This is a genomic window from Nonomuraea turkmeniaca, assembly GCF_005889735.1.
Taxonomy (GTDB): Bacteria; Actinomycetota; Actinomycetes; order Streptosporangiales; family Streptosporangiaceae; genus Nonomuraea; species Nonomuraea turkmeniaca.
In genome coordinates this window covers 12,929-30,528 of record NZ_VCKY01000130.1, presented here as the reverse complement: position 1 = coordinate 30,528, position 17,600 = coordinate 12,929, and the positions used below count along the sequence as shown (strand labels likewise).

Annotated in this window: 19 protein-coding genes; 10 read left to right on the top strand and 9 right to left on the bottom strand. The window is 69.7% G+C overall.

Going from position 1 to position 17,600, the window contains the following annotated elements; all coding sequences use genetic code 11:
- The coding region (locus tag ETD86_RS32050; RefSeq protein ID WP_246148514.1) for a hemerythrin domain-containing protein at positions 1–475 on the bottom strand (475 nt) is incomplete at its 3' end.
- A 192-nt stretch (positions 476–667) separates the two neighbouring features.
- On the opposite strand from ETD86_RS32050, the gene ETD86_RS32045 reads away from it, so the two are divergent.
- A complete protein-coding gene (locus ETD86_RS32045; protein ID WP_138670392.1) occupies positions 668–1,870 on the top strand; it encodes a hypothetical protein in 1,203 nt (400 codons plus the stop codon).
- 216 nt (positions 1,871–2,086) lie between these two features.
- Here the strand turns inward: ETD86_RS32045 and ETD86_RS32040 are convergent, their stop codons facing one another.
- The gene (locus ETD86_RS32040; protein ID WP_138670391.1) at positions 2,087–2,554 is read right to left on the bottom strand and encodes a DUF6789 family protein; all 468 of its coding nucleotides are present in this window, start codon (positions 2,552–2,554) and stop codon (positions 2,087–2,089) included.
- Positions 2,555–2,715: 161 nt separating this feature from the next.
- Between ETD86_RS32040 and ETD86_RS32035 the strand changes: the two genes are divergently transcribed.
- Together ETD86_RS32035 and ETD86_RS32030 are read left to right on the top strand one after the other, a co-directional pair.
- The gene (locus ETD86_RS32035; protein ID WP_138670390.1) at positions 2,716–3,432 is read left to right on the top strand and encodes a YqjF family protein; all 717 of its coding nucleotides are present in this window, start codon (positions 2,716–2,718) and stop codon (positions 3,430–3,432) included.
- A gap of 178 nt (positions 3,433–3,610) precedes the next feature.
- Positions 3,611–4,153 (top strand): cysteine hydrolase family protein, encoded by a 543-nt coding sequence (locus ETD86_RS32030; protein ID WP_138670389.1) that lies wholly within the window; start codon positions 3,611–3,613, stop codon positions 4,151–4,153.
- A 267-nt stretch (positions 4,154–4,420) separates the two neighbouring features.
- On the opposite strand, the gene ETD86_RS32025 is transcribed toward ETD86_RS32030, so the two are convergent.
- The 3 genes from ETD86_RS32025 to ETD86_RS32015 form a co-directional block, all read right to left on the bottom strand.
- Complete coding sequence (locus ETD86_RS32025) at positions 4,421–4,657, bottom strand: hypothetical protein (RefSeq protein ID WP_246148512.1); 237 nt, start codon at positions 4,655–4,657, stop codon at positions 4,421–4,423.
- 231 nt (positions 4,658–4,888) lie between these two features.
- A complete protein-coding gene (locus ETD86_RS32020; RefSeq protein WP_170223388.1) occupies positions 4,889–6,115 on the bottom strand; it encodes a serine/threonine-protein kinase in 1,227 nt (408 codons plus the stop codon).
- A gap of 144 nt (positions 6,116–6,259) precedes the next feature.
- Positions 6,260–6,475, bottom strand: a complete 216-nt coding sequence (locus ETD86_RS32015; RefSeq protein ID WP_138670387.1) for a hypothetical protein — start codon at positions 6,473–6,475, stop codon at positions 6,260–6,262.
- Between the two features lie 150 nt (positions 6,476–6,625).
- Between ETD86_RS32015 and ETD86_RS32010 the strand changes: the two genes are divergently transcribed.
- Entirely contained in the window at positions 6,626–9,508 is a 2,883-nt protein-coding gene (locus ETD86_RS32010; RefSeq protein WP_138670386.1) for a DUF7824 domain-containing protein, read from the top strand.
- Between the two features lie 53 nt (positions 9,509–9,561).
- Here the strand turns inward: ETD86_RS32010 and lexA are convergent, their stop codons facing one another.
- The gene (gene lexA / locus ETD86_RS32005; protein WP_138670385.1) at positions 9,562–10,221 is read right to left on the bottom strand and encodes a transcriptional repressor LexA; all 660 of its coding nucleotides are present in this window, start codon (positions 10,219–10,221) and stop codon (positions 9,562–9,564) included.
- A gap of 161 nt (positions 10,222–10,382) precedes the next feature.
- Here lexA and ETD86_RS32000 point away from each other — a divergent pair, with 161 nt between their 5' ends.
- From ETD86_RS32000 to ETD86_RS59325, 4 genes are all read left to right on the top strand, one after another.
- Entirely contained in the window at positions 10,383–11,654 is a 1,272-nt protein-coding gene (locus ETD86_RS32000; protein WP_138670384.1) for an SMI1/KNR4 family protein, read from the top strand.
- 476 nt (positions 11,655–12,130) lie between these two features.
- On the top strand, positions 12,131–12,358 hold the full coding sequence (locus ETD86_RS31995; protein ID WP_138670383.1) for a hypothetical protein: 228 nt from the start codon (positions 12,131–12,133) through the stop codon (positions 12,356–12,358).
- Positions 12,359–12,496: 138 nt separating this feature from the next.
- Entirely contained in the window at positions 12,497–13,762 is a 1,266-nt protein-coding gene (locus ETD86_RS31990) for a DUF1266 domain-containing protein (RefSeq protein WP_211370450.1), read from the top strand.
- Positions 13,759–13,881, top strand: coding sequence for a hypothetical protein (locus ETD86_RS59325; RefSeq protein WP_281286996.1), 123 nt, complete (start codon positions 13,759–13,761; stop codon positions 13,879–13,881). The genes ETD86_RS31990 and ETD86_RS59325 overlap by 4 nt, the downstream gene beginning before the upstream one ends.
- A gap of 210 nt (positions 13,882–14,091) precedes the next feature.
- Here ETD86_RS59325 and ETD86_RS31985 read toward each other — a convergent pair whose 3' ends face one another.
- Both ETD86_RS31985 and ETD86_RS31980 read right to left on the bottom strand, forming a co-directional pair.
- Entirely contained in the window at positions 14,092–15,276 is a 1,185-nt protein-coding gene (locus ETD86_RS31985) for an aminotransferase class I/II-fold pyridoxal phosphate-dependent enzyme (protein WP_246148509.1), read from the bottom strand.
- On the bottom strand, positions 15,273–15,752 hold the full coding sequence (locus ETD86_RS31980; protein ID WP_138670382.1) for a mycothiol transferase: 480 nt from the start codon (positions 15,750–15,752) through the stop codon (positions 15,273–15,275). The genes ETD86_RS31985 and ETD86_RS31980 overlap by 4 nt, the downstream gene beginning before the upstream one ends.
- Positions 15,753–15,840: 88 nt before the next feature.
- Here ETD86_RS31980 and ETD86_RS31975 point away from each other — a divergent pair, with 88 nt between their 5' ends.
- Together ETD86_RS31975 and ETD86_RS59320 are read left to right on the top strand one after the other, a co-directional pair.
- A complete protein-coding gene (locus tag ETD86_RS31975; protein WP_138670381.1) occupies positions 15,841–16,407 on the top strand; it encodes a CGNR zinc finger domain-containing protein in 567 nt (188 codons plus the stop codon).
- A 31-nt stretch (positions 16,408–16,438) separates the two neighbouring features.
- Positions 16,439–16,573 carry a hypothetical protein gene (locus ETD86_RS59320; RefSeq protein ID WP_281286995.1) on the top strand — a complete coding sequence of 45 codons (135 nt, stop codon included), beginning with the start codon at positions 16,439–16,441 and terminating at the stop codon, positions 16,571–16,573.
- A 95-nt stretch (positions 16,574–16,668) separates the two neighbouring features.
- Here ETD86_RS59320 and ETD86_RS31970 read toward each other — a convergent pair whose 3' ends face one another.
- On the bottom strand, positions 16,669–17,529 hold the full coding sequence (locus tag ETD86_RS31970; protein ID WP_138670380.1) for an LLM class flavin-dependent oxidoreductase: 861 nt from the start codon (positions 17,527–17,529) through the stop codon (positions 16,669–16,671).
- Positions 17,530–17,600: the final 71 nt, after the last annotated feature.

Here is a 17,600-nt window from a genome sequence, read left to right as displayed (position 1 = left end):
GGTGGGTGGGCGCCATCGCCTCGGCGGCCTTGACCCCGGTGGCCATGCTGCGGCGTTCGGCCTCGCTGGTGTGGCCGCGCAGCTGGGTGAACTCGTAGCGTTCCTCGCTGCGGGCGTGCGCCTCCACCGCTGTGCGCAGCAGCAGCAGGTTCTTCATGAAGTCGGGGGCGTCGGGGCCCGCCTCGTCCAGCCGCATCAGCAGGTGTTTGGCCTGGTTCTCCTCTTCCAGGCGGTCCTCGACCACGGCGTCGCCGCCGTCGATCTTGCGGCGCGCGTAGGGGTGGACGATCTCCTCCTCGGCGGTCTCGTGCACGGCCAGCAGCCGCACCAGCCGGGTGAACGCTTCTCCGCGCTTGTCGGCCGGCGCCTGTTCGACCTCGTCGAACAGATCTCTGATCATTGCGTGCTGGGCCAGCAGCAGGTCGATGACGTCCGTCTCGCCCATCGTCTCCGGCCTGGTCTTCTGGTCGGTCATGGCAGAGCCTCCTTCGAGTACGCGGCGTGGCCTATCCGGCAGAAGGCAGGCCACGCCCGCGTACGACAAAGCCACCGAGGATCCTTACCGAGTCTGGAGTTTTGAGCGGGAGCGCGCAGAGATTGCGCTGGGAAGCCTCGGGTAGGGCGGGCACGCCGCACGTCCTGCGACCACGCTAAGGAGCTCACGCACATGACCTTCAACCCATTGCGGGAGCGGGGCATCCCGCTGGACAAGCAGCTACGCAACTGGCGAGAGCTGAACGTCGCGCCCATCGACCCGGACCACGCCGACCCGTACACCCGGTGCAGGATCATCACCATGAACGGCATCGAGGTCGAGTCGATCCTGTTCAGTCACCAGCTGGCCCGGCACTGCCCGGACACCGAGCTCAAGCAGCAGCTTGCCCGCGTGCGCTACATCGAGGCCCAGCAGCAGAAGGTCGTCAACTGGCTGCTGCCCGGCCTGGCTTCGGTGCTGGAGACAACGATCGCCTATGAGCAGGTCGCGGTGGACCTGACCGCCTGGGTGGCCAGGATGGAGCCGGACTCCTACCTGCGCCAGGCGTACGAGTTCGGCGTGCTGGAGGACTTCGACCACCTCTACCGGTATGCCAACCTGTACGAGATGATCGAGCACCGCAAGGCCGAGAAGATCGTCGACAACCTGACCGAGGTCATGCCCGGACGGCCGACGTACCTGCACCACCGCGACCCGGTGGACAACGTGCGCGAGCCGTACGACAAGAACAACACCGCGCCCATCTCCAAGCTGCACGCGCTCACGATCATGTCGGCCGAGCAGCAGACCATGAACTTCTACATGAACGTCGGCCCCACCTACATGGAGCCCATCGCCCGCCAGCTCTACCAGGAGATCGGCCTCATCGAAGAAGAGCACGTCACCCACTACGAATCCCTCGTCGACCCGGGCGAGAGCTGGTGGGAGATGCTGCTCAACCACGAGTACAACGAGTGCTACCTCTACCACTCGTTCATGGAGACCGAGTCCGACCCCAAGGTGAAGAACATCTGGGAGTTGCACCTCAACATGGAGCTGGAACATCTGCGCCTGGCCGCCGAGCTGTTCAAGAAGCACGACGGCCGCGATCCCGAGCAGGTGTGCGCGCCCGAACTGCCCGCTCCCGTGACGTTCGAACCGAACAAGGCCTACCTGCGCGACCTGATCGCCACCCAGATCGACTACACCACCCTCGGCACCGGCTACGTGCAGGAAGCCCACGAACGCTTCGAGAAGATGCAGGAAGCGCTCATGGGCGGCGAGAAGGCACCGTCCGAGCGCGTCATCGACGACAACCGCGCCAAGTCCGGCCACGAGTACCGGCTGCAGACCGAGGGCGACCACCCCGTCCACAGCCTGGCGCTCAACCGCTGACTCTCCACCTCGGCAGCATCGGCACGTCTGAAGTCCCGCCATGTCACAGCGGCCACCGGGGCGTCCGGCATGGCCAGTCGGCCGATGGCATATCGCGAGATAGTGGGTCGCAGTGCCCCCAGCACGGGCGGGGCAGACGAACCTGCCCGGCCATCAAGATCCCCAGCACACCGTATCCGCAGACCTCAGCCGACCTGGCCCCGATCGTGCACCTGGCTATACGCCGGTATCCCGGCTGCCTTGGCGTCCTGACGTCAGCCGATTCATGGCGCAGGCGAGCGTGACGCCGTACACCACGTGACCCGCCGCCATCACCGTCTGACGGCCCGGCTGGTCGCGTGGGATCGACGGGAGGATGCCGAGCCGTGGCACCCACCCGGCGTAGCTGCCGATCCAGATCGTCAGTGCATACGCGATGCCGAGCGGGAGGGGGGTGTGCCGGCCTCGAGTCATGAGGCCGAACAGTCCGCCGGAGGCGGAGCCGAAGCCGACATGGGCGACCGCTCCGAGGACCCCCTCGCCCGGTTTGCGGCGATGTTTGTGGCCGGGCAAAGCCGCGCGCGCGATGCGCTTCGGAGGCTGGTCGGCCATGAACCCGGCCCGCTGTCCCGCGACCATCACCACGCTCATCGCGGCGGTGGCCACCGCGCCGCTGACCGCGCCGTACATGAGGTTGCGCATCATGATGATCCGGCTGCCCTCCCGTCTTCGCCCGAAACGAAGGCCCCCACGACGAGGCGGGGGCTTTTTGTCTCCCATCCCACCGAGCCTTGGGTCCCAACCCGGAGAGGGACCCGGCCCCATGCAGGTGAATGCCGGTGCCGCTGGAGGGGCAGAGGTGCAGGATGCAAGCGCCACCGTCGCCCCGCGTCACCTGGCCGGTGATGTACCACCAGTGGTCGGAGATGACCTTCATCCACTGGCGTTATCCGCCCTCCCACGTGCAGGCCCTGGTGCCGGACCGGCTCACGGTCGAATCCTTCGACGGGACGGCCTGGGTAGGGCTCACGCCCTTTCTCATGCAAGGGGTACGGGTCCCCGGCACCCCTGCGCTGCCGTGGTTGTCGCAATTCCCGGAGACCAACCTGCGGACGTACGTCCGCGACGAGCGGGGCCGCAGCGGGATCTGGTTCCTGTCCTTGGACGCCGGACTCCTGCCCGCCGCCCTCGGCGGCCGTAGCTGCTATTGGTTGCCCTACTTCTGGTCGAACATGTCGGTCGACGCCAAGGACGGGCGCACCCTCTACCGCTGCCGCCGACGCTGGCCAGGGCGGGGCGGGGCGCGGTGCGACGTGGAGGCGGAGACCGGTGCGCCCCTGGTGGAGGGCGAACCCGACGATCTCGCGCACTTCCTGACCGCCCGCTACCGGCTGTTCACCCTCGTGGCCGGCCGGCTCGCCGCCGCGCAGGTGGAACACCCGCCGTGGCCGTTGCACCACGCCCGCCTGATCGACCTGGACCAGGACCTGGTGCAGGCCGCAGGACTGCCCGCCCCGGAGGGACCTCCTGTCGTGCACGCCTCGCCGGGAGTGCCCGTGCGGGTGGGGATGTGGACCTGGTGACCAGGTGCTGGACGGGCGCGGGGCCGGGTCAACGGCTCAGCGCCTTCCCGCGAGGCAGCGGGCCGACGTCGGATCCGCGTCCGTGTTCCCTCGCCGCGTGGCGCTGACGCCCGTGGCAAGATTTCCGCCTGCCTCGCTGTGCTGGGATAAACGGTGGGCGTCTGGAGAGACAGGAGCTATGGCAAGGTTTGCGCTGATCGTCATCGACATGCTCAATCCGTACGAACACCAGGACGCCGAGCAACTCGGCCGGCAAGTGGCGACGATCATCGAACCGCTGGCGAACCTGGTCGCGCGGGCCCATGAGCGTGACGACGTCGAGCTGGTGTACGTCAATGACAACTACGGCGACTTCGCCGCCGATCGGCACAGGATCGAGGCGAGAGGACTGCAGGGCAAGCGGCCGGACCTGGTGGAGCCGATACTGCCCCCGCCGGGGTGCGCGTTCCTGCCCAAGGTGCGCCACAGCGCGTTCTTCGGCACCGCTCTGGAATATCTGCTGTCGCGTGCGCGGGTGGAGACAGTCGTGCTGACCGGGCAGGTGACCGAGCAGTGCGTGTTGTACAGCGCGCTGGACGCGTACGTGCGGCACTACGCACTGGCCGTTCCGCCCGACTGCGTGGCCGCCATCCACCAAGATCTGGGCCAAGCGGCACTGCGCATGATGGAACGCAACATGTCGGCCCGCCTCACGCCGTCGGCCGAGTGCTTTACGTCGTAGCAACGCGAAGCCCCGGGCCTTCACCGGCCCGGCCTGGACCGCGATGCGCGTCCGCGCTGCGCCGGCCTGACGCGGATGTGCAAGCGTCTGCCATCGCGCAGCTAGATCCTTTGGTCCTGACGCTGTGGCCGGAAAGGTTCACCGGGGTGGGCGGTCGAGCCGCGATGGAGAGTGGGCGCCGGCGCCTTGCCCGCCATCGCGTCGAGTTCGGCCCCGCCGCACGGGCCCGGGTCGGCGCCCCAGTGGACGACGTCGGGAGCCCCGCGATCACCCGGCCAGACGCCGGCGCAGGAAGTCCTTGCCCTGCTCGGCTCCCTTGCGGCTTTCGGCCTGAGCACGACGGAAGAACTCGGTCAGTTCCCCGTCCCCGGCGCGTTCGGCGTCGGCGATGTAGTTCTCCAGCCGCAGCACGTTGCTCAGGCACTGCTCGACGAACCAAATCAGGTTGTAGTCCTTGTCCTGAGTTCCGGTGACGCCACCGGTCTCCTGCCGCATCGGATCCATCTGCTTGTCCCCTTGTCTTCGTCGACGGGTCGGGTTCCAAGGTTCCACCTCGCCGACCGACTCTCTCGTTCGGCCGGCCTCCGGTTGCACTATCCCGACAGGTGCGTTCTATGCCCTTGCCCGGCCTCCGCCTGCGGCTGCGTCAGGCCGGGCACCGGCCGTCGACCAGCGGCAACATCGCCCTCGCCCGTTCGGTATCCGGCCGCGGAGCGCGTCGCCGGGCGGTGGCCGTCATTTCGAGCCGTGCTTCCTCACCTTGACCTTCTTCGTCTTGATCTTCTTTGCCGGTCCCTGCGGGATGCCGGCTGTGTAAGTGGAGATGGGCGATTTCGTACGAGCGTGCTCTTGCTCGCTCCTGGCGGCACGGCGCCGGGCCGAGACGAGGTGGGCCGGCAGCGCGGTGTCCGGCTCGATCGTGGTGGGCGGCGGAGTGGGCTGGGCCCTGGGTGCCGCATACAGCTCGCCCGGCTCGACGCGCCACCACGAGGTGCTCGCGATCACGCTGACGATCAGGACCGCGACGACGGCCGCCTGCCGCCAGTGCTCGACAAAGCGCTGCCGGTACGGTGCCCGTTCCCTGAAGGGACTGCCGCCGGGCGAGCCGGTGGTCCGCCCGCCGTCATCGTCAACGGTCGGAGGGTCCAAAGAGATCGGAAGGATCGGTCGCTCACAAAGGGTGGACAGTTGCTCGTGAGCGCGAGCCGCGTCCGTACGCCGGTCCGGATCCTTCTCCAGCAGTCCGGCGATGATCGGGGCGAGCGGCCCGGCGTGCTCGAACGGCGCCGGGTCCGAGGTCAGCACTGCGGACAGCGTGGCCAGCTCACTGCTGAGCCCGAACGGGGCACGGCCCTCGACGGCCGCGTACAAGGTGGCGCCCAGCGACCACAGGTCGGCTTGTGGCGTGGCGGGACCGCCGCGGGCGCGTTCGGGGGCGATGTAGGCGGGTGTGCCGACGACCGTGCCCTCCTGGGTGAGGCACGCCTGGTCGTCCAGGGTGCTGGCCAGCCCGAAGTCGGTCAGGATGGCGTGCCGGTTGTCGGTGATGAGGATGTTGGCGGGCTTGATGTCGCGGTGCACGATGCCGCCGGCATGGGCGGCGCGCAGGGCGTCCAGCATTTCGAGCCCGATTCGGGCGACCGCGGACGCGGGCAGCGGCCCCTGGTCAGCGATCACCTGGGCGAGGCTGGGGGCTGGGACGAGCTGCAGCACGATCCACGGCCGTTCGTCGGCGACCACCACGTCGTACACGGCCGCGATGCGCGGGTGGCTCAACCGCGCGGTCAGGCGCGCCTCGCGCAGGGTACGCCTGAGCAGCGCCTCGCGCTCCCGCTCCGGCTGGTGCGGGATGCGAACCTCCTTGACCGCCACCTGCCGATCCAGCAGCTCGTCATGAGCGCGCCAGACCCTGCCCATGGCCCCCCGGCCCAGCTCGGCCAGCAACCTGTACCGACCCGCCAATAACCATCCCTCAAGGCCTGTAACCGGCATGACGACATGCGTACCCGATCATCGTCCGTACATGCACGCGAAGGCCGTGGGGTCAGAGCCAGTGTCTGACGTCCACCCGCTCAGCTCGCGCCGCAGCCGGAAACGGGCCGGCCGTCAGTCGCCTCCCCCTCCACCCCCGTCACCACCCGAGAAGCCGCCGCCGTCGTAGCCACTGTCACCAGGCATCCCCGAACCGCTGCGGGACGGGATGCCGGGGTTGCCGGATCCCCTCCGCAGGGAGTGCCGGCCGCTGATCAGCGACCACACCATATAGACGACGATGCAGGCGAACGCGATCACCAAGCCGGCCGCCACGACTGTTGAGACCATCACAGGACCATCCCCCCGCGAGTTCCAGAGATCGGCACTGTTCACGGTAGGCGCGGCACCTATGCCCGGGAGGGTTTTGAGCCTTTTGATCGCGTGCGGGCGACGGCCGGTGATCCGGTTCTGTCGGAGTCGATCTCTACGGTGTGCGGCATGGCGATTCAACCCCCCAAGAGCGCAGCCTGGCCGGGCGTGCGTGCGGCCATCACCGCCGGTGACCCAGCCCTTGTCGCGGATGCGGTGCTGGCCCTCGACGAGGCCGGGTGCCGCGAGGTGGCCCGCGAGTTGCCCGGCCACATCGGCGTCGCCAGGAAGGCGTTCGCGGAACGCGACCGACGCCGGGGCGTCTGGAGCGACGGCGAGGAATGGATCGAGCCCATGCGGGTCGCCGGCACGGGCGTGCTCGGCGGGGCGGCCGCCGTCGCGACCTGGCTCTACCGTCGCGACTTCACCCGCTGGCGGCGGCCGCTCGACTCTGGGCCGCTGCTGCGGGTGATCGCCGCGCGGCCGCCGGAGTGGCAGGCCGACCTCGCCGTGCGCCTGGCCCTGCGGCTGCGCGGCAGCCGGGCCCAGGCCAGGGACGACAGTGTCCCGCTGGCCCTGGAGCTGCTGCGCCGCACCGGTGCCGTCCCACCTGACCACGCCCCGCTCACGACCGCCTGGGTGTCCCAACCGCCGCCGATCCTGGAGCACGACCCGCTGGCCGAGCACCTGGTGCCGCGGCTGTTCGAGGCCGAGGGCGTGGGCCGGGAGCTGCGCGAGGACAATGTCGAGCCGCCCTCATGGGACTCCGGCCGCCGCACCTGGCTGGGGGCGCTGCGCGAGGCGGTCGCGGCCGGCCGGTTCGCTCCCGAGCCGCTGATCGACGGCTGCGTACGCCGGTTCCTGCGCGGCGGCAGCGCCACTGACCTGCGCTTCTTCGCCCGCCTGCACGAGATGCTCGCCCCGGCTCCGAGCAAGGAGCGCACCCGCGACTACCTGCGGCTGCTGCCCGCCGCGCCGGGCCCGGTGGCCGAGCTGGCGCTGCGGCAACTGCGCGGCGCGGGCGGGCTGAGCGGCGAGGAGGTCGATGAGGCGGTGTCGGCGCTGCTGTTCCGCCCCGAGGGCAAGCTCGTGCGCGCCGGGCTGACCCTGCTGGACCAGGCCGCCCGCGACGCGGCCGGCGACCTCGACGGACTGGCCCCTGCGCTCGCCTCGGCATTCCTGTGCGAGTCGTACGAGGTGCGCGAGCGCACCGTGCGCCTGGCCGTCAAGCATGCCGGACGCTTCACGCCCGCCGGGGCCGAGGCCGTGCGCGAGGCGGCGAGCGTCCTGCCCGCTGAGCTGGCGGCGCGGCTGTCGGAGGCGTACGGCGTGGTGGCGGCCGAGCCCGAGGCGGCCGACGACTTCGAGCCCGCGCCGCTGCCGCCGTTCCGGGCGCTCGCCCGCGAGCCGTTCCCGCCGGCGCTCGACGACCTGACCGCCGCCTACGACCGGGTCGGCGACGGCATCACCTTCGAGCGATGGCTCGACGGCTTCGTCCGCGACCCGTCCAAGCGGCCGCGCCCCGGCCGGGGCCGGATCTACGAGCGTCGCCAGTGGTGCCACCTCGAGGAGTGGACGGAGGCGCTGCTGCGCGAGGCCGCCAACCCCGGCGAGGAGCCGCCCCTTCCCGAGCCCGAACGTGCTCCCGAGTACGCCAGGCACGTCATCGTCGTGAGCACCTCCGAGGGCGACGTCCAGGCGGACTTCGGCCGGCTGCCCGCCGAGCTGCGGGAGAGCATCGCCGCGGGCCTCACCGAACGCGGCGTTCCGCTGGGCAACCTGGAGCGCTTCAAGGAGGGCCCTCCGCTCGAAGCGGAGATCCTGGGCGTGTCGATCATGTCGTCGGGTCACTGGAGAGGCCGCGACAAGGAGGCGGACAAGCCGCGGGACCGCCTGCCGGACCCGCGGCACGTCTCGCCGCCGCACTACGCCATGTTGGTGCGCTGCGCCGAGGTCCACGCCGCGCTGAAGGCCGGGACGCTGCCGCCGTACCTGCTGGCCACGCCGACCCTGACCTCCGGTCACCTTGACCCCGCCGTGCTGGTGTCCCGCCTGGAGGGGTACGAGCGGGCCGGCGTCCAGGCCCTCCCCGCCGATCTGGGGCAGGCGCTGCTGCGGCTGCCACGCGAGGTGGACCCGGAGGTGATCGACCGCGCCGGGAAGCTGACCTCGCAAGCGGGCGCCGCGCTGGCGCGCCGGCTGGCCGACCGGCCGGAGCCGGAGCTGCGCGTGGACTGGTCGCACGCCGGCGGCGACTACACGCACGACCGGCAGCAGGGAGGGCACAGCCCCCGGCTGCACCCCCGCATCCGGATCGAGCCGACGGGGCTGGCGCTGGTCGACGCGTTGCTGTCCGACCCGAGACCCTGGAGGAGCGAAGACGACGGCCGTTACATGGAGTCCTGGCGGCTGATGCTGCCCTCGGACCGGGAGGCGGTGGCCATGCATCTCCTGCCGCATCTGCTCAACACCTGGGATCGGCCCGGCTACTTCCACGAGTACGTGACCGCGCTGTTCTCCCAGGACGGGCCGGTGGGCGAGGCGATGGCGCTGCTGATCGCCGTCCAGCTGACCGAGCGCGGCATGTTCGCCTGGCCCGAGCGCGGCCGGGGGCTGCTCCTAGGTGCGGCCGCCGCCGGCTGCCTGCCCGCGGTCGAGTGCGGGCGGCAGCTCGGGCTGTCCCTGCGCAGGGACGTGACCAAGATGAGCCACGTACGCCCGGCGCTGGAGGAATGCGCGAGACAGGGCGCGCACCGGCAGGTGTGGGAGATCATGACCGGACTGCTGCCCGTCTACCTGCCAGGACCGGACGAGCGGCCGCACGCCGGGCACACCCAGGCGCTCACCTTGGCGATCGACGCCGCCCGCTGGGGCGGAGCGCGCGGCCCCGTCCCGGCGGTCGCCGAGGTGGCGGCCCGCAAGGGGTCGAGCGGCTTCGTACGCACCGCCCGTGCCCTGCACGAGCAACTGCTCGGCGGACAGGGACAGGCCGCGACGCGGGCACGCGCCTAGACGAGCGGACGGGCGGTCGGCCGCGGATCTTTCATGGACTCCCCGCAGGGTGCTCAGACGCTGCGCAGGACCGAGACCACGATGCCCAGCACCACAGCACCGTCGCCATCGATGACGTCGTAGCCGGGATTGCGCGGTTCGAGAAAGACGTGCCCGTTACGTTGGCGGTACACCTTGACGGTGGCCTCGCCGTCGATCATCGCGGCGACGATCTGGCCCGAGTACGCCTCAGGCTGCTGCCGCACCACGACGATGTCGCCGTCGCAGATCGCGGCGTCGATCATCGAATCGCCCCGCACACGGAGGCCGAAGACGTTGCCACGCCCGGTGAGGTCGCGGGGCAGGGTCAGCGCGCCGTCCACATGCTCGTCGGCCGGGATGGGAGTGCCCGCGGCGATGTCTCCGACCACGGGCACGGTCACCAGGTCGCCGGCCGGTTCGGGCGCCGAGGCCCGCAGGAACAGACGCACGTCGATCGGCCGGCTCATCGTCGTGCCCCGGCGGAGGAACCCCTTCTCCTCCAGGCTCCTCAGGTGCTTCGACACCGACGAGGACGACCGCAGCCCGGCCGCTCGTCCGATCTCGCGGGTGCTCGGAGGGTAGCCGTACCTGACCACCCAGTCGCGGATCGCGGCCAGGATCCGCTGCTGGCGCTGCGGCAGGGCCGAGAAGTCCAGATACTCGAACGCGTCGGGATCGTCGTAGGCGGTCACCAGCGAAATGCTAGAGGGATGTCGTCCGCCACCGCGAGCGCCGCACAGGCAGACGGCTCCTGCGTTCCGTGGCGCGACCGCCACCCCGTAGGCCGCTCCCTGACTCCGACGCCAGATATTCCGTGGCCGCCCACGCCGGATTCGCGCGATATCGTCCTGCGGTGCGTCCCTCCTTACTATGGCCGTGGTGGCCCATCGCGGTGATCACGTATCTCGCCTGGGTGCCCGCGACGATCATCACCGCCACGTTGTTCCCGCCACAACCGCCAGGCGCGCACATCGTCGTCCCCACCGCAGATGCTCCCATGTCGCCGGTCCATCACTTCGTCGACGACGTCACCGACATCTCCTTCTGGCCGGTCGCGTTCATGTTGTGGGTGCTGGCCTGGCTGGCGCTACGCCGGCCCTCGGCCCGGGCCCAGCTGTGGATCGGTACGGCCGCGTTCTCGATCGTGCTCACTGAGCTGGCCTTCAGCGAGGCCGACACGATCCTCGACAGCCTCCGCAGCGGGTTCCCGCTGCCGATGTTCTACGAGTACGACCCGGCCGGGCTCGTCTGGTTCTACGGCCCGCCGCTGCTCATCATCGTCGCCATCTGGTCGGGCCTGCGCGCGGCCCGGGGCATCGCCTCGTTGCCCGTCCCGTACCGGCCGGCCCGCCGTACCAAGATCACATTCGTCACGATCATGGTGCTGCTCCTCGCCACCGGCGAGGCGACGGCGCCACCCCCCGTGGAGGCGCCGCTGCCCCCGGTTCCGCCGCCGACGCGACCCGTCCAGACAGCCGAACCCGAGATGGAGAGCCTCGGCTGCCATCCCCGCCGGCGTCCGCCCGTGATCCGACGGCCGGATCGCCGGGTCACCGCCCGGGTGAACGCCGCTTGGACCCGCCTGGACCGGTGGCTGGCCAGGAACGCGCCGCGCACGTACAAGGAGCTCAACCCGCCCGCCAAGCCGAGGGACATCGCCGAGGCCGAGGCCCGGATGGGCGTGCGCTTCCCCGACGACCTCAAGGCGTCACTGCTGCGCCACGACGGCGCGAAGTTCGGCAAGGGATCGTTCTTCTTCGTCTACCGCCTGACCCCGGTCAAGGAGCTCGTGAACGACTGGAAGATCAGCTGTGAGGTGGCCGAGGACGTGACGCCCTCGGGCTCCAAGGAGCCCAAAGGGTACGTTGACCCCGAAGGGTTCTGGTGGCACGGCAGCGCCATCCCGTTCGCCATGGACGGCGGCGGGGACAACCTGGTGCTCGACGGCAAGGGCCGGGTCGGCCACTTCTTCCACGAGGAGGGCCTGACCTTCGAGGGCAGCTGGGCCTGGCCTTCCTACCTGGACTTCCTCGAGGACGTGGCGGACGCGCTGGAGAGCGGCGAACCGCTGCGCGACTCCCCCCACACCGTCACCCCAGAGGGCGACCTGGACTGGACCTCCTGACGCCGCGACCTCGGACGCACGGAGCACACATCCTGCCTACCGCTACGGCGTTTTACTCCGAGCTCCGCCCTGACCTGGCGGTAAAGGCAGGGTGAACGCTTGCGTCGAGGATTGGTGACCACTTCCGGCTTTGTATGGAGCTCGTCGGGTAGGGGTACCCGCATGGCCACACTCATGGACCGGGTACGCGCGTATCTCCGCGGCCCGAAAGGTAGAGCGAACGTGGAAAAGGCGAAACGAATGGCCCGTGACCCTCGCAACCAGCAGAAGGCTCGACGTCTTCTGGAGCGGTTCCGGGGGCGGCGTCACTGATCCGGGCGATCGAGCCGGCGCGGGAGGCGGTGCCTCCGTAGGCGGTTCGAGGCCGTCGCGCCGGCGAGCACCATGGTCCATGCGGACTGCTAGAGGGAGCCGGCGGCCTCCAACGCATCCGCCGTGGCGAGCAGCGCCTCCTGGTCGCAGCAGGGTGATCAGCCGTGCTCCTTCACCTCGCCTACCTCAGCGTCACGAACGCCTTCGTCGCGCTGGGGTTGCTGCCGATGAGCGATCGGGACAAGGATGTCGAGATTGTCGCCCTGCGTCGCCAGATCACCATCCTCGAACGACAACTCGGCGACGACATCAAGATGAGATTCGCCCCCGAGGACCGAGCCTGCCGCTGCAGGGTCGTGGAGCTGGGCGATGCCGCAGCTCAGAGGCGATGACACCTTTCTCGGCACACACAGGCATCGGCGGAAGGCCAGGACCCATTCATCACGTCCGTGGACGTGACCGCGAGATCCTCCCCTGAGCAGGACCATGGGGCACTTGTAACGTAGTGGCGCATGGGAGCGTGGAATGGCATGGGTGCTGATCTCATGGCGGAGCAGGGCGCGTCCGACGAGGGAAGATCGGCGCCACCTGTCCCTGCATGGCACGCGCCCACCGACATCGAAGGCGGTCTGTACGAAGCGAAGATGCGGGGCGACTGGGCTGCGTACTTCGACGTCCTGGCCACGGCGAACCTCTATCACGCGATGTCGCGCGCCAACGCGGATGCCCGACCCGGCTGGATCAGCTACACCCCCACGTATTGGGGCACGCGGCCTGGTACCAAGTTTCTTGTGTTCCTCACCGACGGGATGCTTCCCGCGCCCGCGCCCGACCCGGTCTTCTTTCAAGACGATCTGGGCGAACTCGCCCGGAATTGGCCCCAGGACGACGAGTGGCTGGCCATCAACCCCGGCAGCCCTTGCGAAGCGTACTTCCCCGCGACGGCCGCCCATCGACTGGTGTGGCGCCGGCATGCCGAACGGATGCCCTACCCCCGCCGAAACGAACTGCGCACGCTGTGGGCCGGGGGCCCGCTGCACGGTCCGGTCGCCCACGGCCTCGCCTGCGGGGCGCTTCTCTGCGTGAGCAATGCCTCGCTCTGGAACGCGATGGGCTGGCATGGCACCGGCTACGTCCGCGAGCGGAAACGCCTCAAGGAGTGGTGGGAGATCACCAACCGCGAAGAGTGGCTGCGTGCTGAGGAGACGCTTCTCAACGGCCGAATGAGCAGCCCGTTCTGGGGATTCGTCCTGGGCATACGCAGCGTTCTCGCCCGCGATTTCGGCGGCATGGTCGAGATCGACCACTGGCGCCAGGTGACCTCGCGGGCCATACGGAACCGCACAGCGAACAAGGACACCGCCCCCGACGGGGTCACGATGACGGCGCCTCACAGCGACTCCGAGACGGAGGCCCAAGTCGCCGGAGCGCAACGACTCATCGGACGAATCACACGATACGAGGCACGATTCCGTGCAGACGGGCTGCTCGCCAAGGGCAGATTCGTCCACACGGTGGAGGCGTGGGACTACGGGCGAGCTTCGAAGATGGCCCGCTGGGGACTCGGTGCCCGCTACTGCGACCTGGCGGAGGCCGAACGGGCGGTGCTCCGCGCCGGTCGGCTCAGCCGGATCAACTACCGTTCATGGGAAGAGTTCTCAGCCGCCTACGTCCTGGGACGTTGCCTGCATTTCGATGAGGAGGAATTCGGTGACTGGTATGGCGAAATGCTCAACGCGCACAGAATCCTGACGACCGACCCGAACAGCCCGTGGCTCAACATCCCCTTCACATGACCAGGCCACCCCAGCAGGCGGTGACCCGGGTGGTGGCCGGCGCCCTGCCGATGTCCACGGCCAGACGGGCACCGGGGATGGAGGCGGTGGGCCTGGCCGCCCAGCGCCGGCGCGGCTGAGATCACGTTCCACCGTGATGATCGGCGGTACCCAGGTCGATCACCAGGTCCGGTCGTGGTGCCGTCGAGATCCTCGACTCCCTCGCTCGATACTGCCGACGAATTTCAGGCGCAGAACACTGGTGCGCGCCCAAACGATGCCCCCATCGCTGCAGAACAGCAGGTCGGGGCGGCTGACCTTTCATGGGCTGAGGCGATCATGCCGGATCGTCAGGACCGGACGGCCAGGACGCGGTCGAGGATCTCCATGAGGTTGGATGTGCTGGTCGCGAAGTTGAGCCGAGCGAATCCGGCGGTGTCGACCGTGGTGTGCTGGGCGAACTCGGCCCCTTCGCTCAGTTTGACCCTCGCCAGGCGTTCGAGGTGTTCGGCGGGGCCGGCGGCCCCGATCGGGCTTGCGGTGAAGTCGAGCCAGCTCAGGTACGTGCCTTGCGGGCTGTGGTAGTGCGGATTCCAGGGCAGCGACGCCGCCCACGCCTGGACCAGGCGCCGGTTGCGCTCCAGGGTGCGCATCAGAGCGGCCAGCCAGGCGTCGGATCGGCGCCAGGCGGCCACGGTGGCGACCCGGCTGAGGGTGCTCGGCGTTCCGAAGAAGTCCAGCGGGGCTCTGTCCAGCGCCTCGCGCAGCCGGTCGGGGCCGATGTGCGCGACGGCGCAGCGGAGCCCGGCGATGTTGAACGCCTTCGTGGCCGAGGTGGCCGTCACCGTTCGCGTGGCGGCCGTGCCGACGGAGGCGAACGGCACATGCCGATGCGGGGCGAACACCAGATCGGCGTGGATCTCGTCGGCCAGCACGACCAGATCGAGCTCCTCGGCCGCCGTGGCCAGCGCGAGCAGTTCGGCGGGCGTGAAGACGCGGCCGGTGGGATTCTGCGGATTGACGACCACGAGCATGCGGCAGCCCTGCTCCCGGAGGTGCTCGACGAGCCCTTCGGTCTGGAAGCGCCACCCCGTCTCGCCGCGCGTCATGGGCAGCGGCACGATGCGCCGTCCGGCCCGGGCGATGCTCGCCAGGAACGGCGGATACGCGGGGACGTGGATCGCGATGCCGTCACCGGGCTGCGTGGCGTACTCGATCATGACCTGCAGAATTTGCAGAAGATCGGTGAACACCCGGGCCCTCCCGGGCTCCGGACGCCACCCGTGGTGAGTGACCATGCGCTCCTCGAACGCCTCGATCACGGGGTCGTCGCCCGGCCAGTACGGGTAGCCGAAGTCGGCGTGCCGCGTGAGGCGCAGAATGCTCTCGCTTACGGCGGGCGGGACGCCGAAGTCCATGTCGGCGACCCACGCTCCGATGGTGTCCGGGGGCACGGAGCCCCACTTGACGCCGTGCCCGGAGCGCAGCCGTTCGACGTCGATGGTCTCGAACAGGTCGGCGGGCGGGCGGTTCACGGCGTCACCGCCGCGTGCCGCCCGGCGAGGATGGCGTCGCGCAAGATCTCCATTTGGCCGTGGTGCTGCGCGAGCTCCTCGTAGACGTGCAGCAGCGCCGCCCCTTGGGTCAGCTCCCGGTCGGGACCGAGGAAGGCTGCGGGCGGCGTGCCACGGAGTGGCGCGGCGGGATCGGCGGCGTGCACGTCCTCGGCCAGCCGGGCTCGTACCGCTGCCACCTTGCCCAGCAGCGGGCCGACGGGTCCTGCGCCGGCGAACTCGGCGTCGCGATCGCGGACGACCTCGCGTCCGGCCACGAGCTGCCCCGACCAGTACGACACCACTCCCAGGCAGTGGTTGAGCAGCGCGTACGGCGAGTTGGCACCGGGGAGCGGCGGTCTGGTGTTGGCCAGCCGGTCGCCCAGGCCGGCGACGATGCCGGTCATCCCGTCCAGGGCGCGGTCGACGTAGTACAGGTAGTCGTCATCGGTGATCACATGGGCTCCTGCGTCATCGGTGGTGTAACCGGCTTAGTAGGTGTACGCAAGATTGCGGCAGCGATATGTAACCTGTCAAGATGGTGTCGTGAGCTTCATCTTCGTCAGCGGCAACCTCGCCCTCGACTTCATGGGCACGCTCAAGTGGCGGCGCACCGAACCGGAGGAGCTCCTGGTCACCCCCGCCGACCTCGGCCGATGGGCCGTCGAAGCGGGGGTGATGAGCGAGGAGCCGGTCGTCGACGCCGCGGACCTGTGGAGGATGCGCGCGCTGCGGGAGGCCGTCTACCGGCTGGTGACGACGGCCATGGACGGGCGTCCCTGGCCCGACGACGACCTGCGCGTCGTCAACGAGCAGGCCGCCGGGGCGCCGCCGCGGATGAGGCTGACGCCGGCGGGCCTCGTTCGGTCCGGAGACGCGGGGGCGGTTGCCTCGAGCGTGGCCCGTTCGGCGGCCGAGCTCCTCAGCGAGCTCGGCGAGCTGCGCATCCGAGAATGTGCTCTGGAGGAATGCACGCGCATCTTCATCGACCGCTCCCGGGGCGGCAACCGCCAATGGTGCGGCATGGAGGAATGCGGCAACCGTGTCAAGGTTGCCAACTATCGCTCCCGCAGAAACAAGGCCGCGACGTCAACCGTGCGGGCACACCCATGATGCACTGAGCGATCCGGACGAGCCGGTCGGCGTGAAGCGCATGTGGAACGGGGATGGCGGTCGGTGCCACGACGGCGACTTCCAGGTGGACGGCGCCGCCACCGAGAAGGCACTGGCCGACTGCACCGGCACCGTCTCCGCGCCCGTCACCGGGCACCTGCCTTAGCGGCACGAGCTGAGCTCGGCCCTGATACAGGTCGATCACGCATGACGATCGATGGCCGACCTCAGCCGAACGCCAAGACCTGCCGCACAGCACACCTAGACCGACGCGGTGACAAGCTCGTCGGCGACCCACCGCGCGACGTTGGCCGGGTACGGCGCCGACAGCCCGAGGACGATGTGCTGAAAGCCTGCGGCGACCGCCTCGGTGATCGCCTCTCGGGTCATCCGGGGCTGATCGTAGGAGACCGGCAGGTGGATCGAGCGGGCGATCGAGGCGGGGTCGCGACCGATCTCGGCGCAGTAGCGGTCCAGCAGCGCGCTGCGGCGGACGACGTCGTCGATGTCGCCGCCGGGGATGTTCCATAGATCGGCGTGCTCGGCGACCACGCGCAGCGTCGCAGACGAGCGTCCGCCGATCAGGATCGGCGGGCAGGGGCGCTGCGCCGGCTTAGGGTTGCAGAACGCGTCGGTGAGCTGGACGTAGGCGCCGTCGAAGTCGAACGGCTCGGTCTCGGTCCACAACCGCCGGATGACGGTGCACGCCTCGGCGAGGCTCCCCACCGAGTGGGCGAAGTCGTGGAAGGGCAGGCCGTGTGCGTCGTACTCGCGCCGGGCCGGCGGGTGATCCGGACGCGAGCCCGCGCCGATCCCGAAGTCGAGCCGCCCGCCGGAGACGACGTCGACGGTCGCGGCGATCTTGGCCAGCATCGCGGGCGGCCGGAAGCGGTTGCTGGTCACGAGCAGGCCGAGACGCAGCCGTCGGGTCTGGGCGGCGAGAGCCGAGAGCAGCGTCCAGCCTTCGTAGGCCGGTCCGTCCGGGCTACCGCCGATCGGCATGAGGTGGTCGAACAGCCACGCGTGCTCGATCTCGGGAATGACGTCCGCTTCCTGCCAGACCCGAAGGATGTCCTGATAGTCGACCTGCATGGGGGCGGTCATGATCCCGAAGCTCGGCATGGGGCCATGGGTCCTTTCTCTGATGGCCGGGGGCCGGCCGCCGCCACTAAGGACGGACAGCGTGCTTCCCG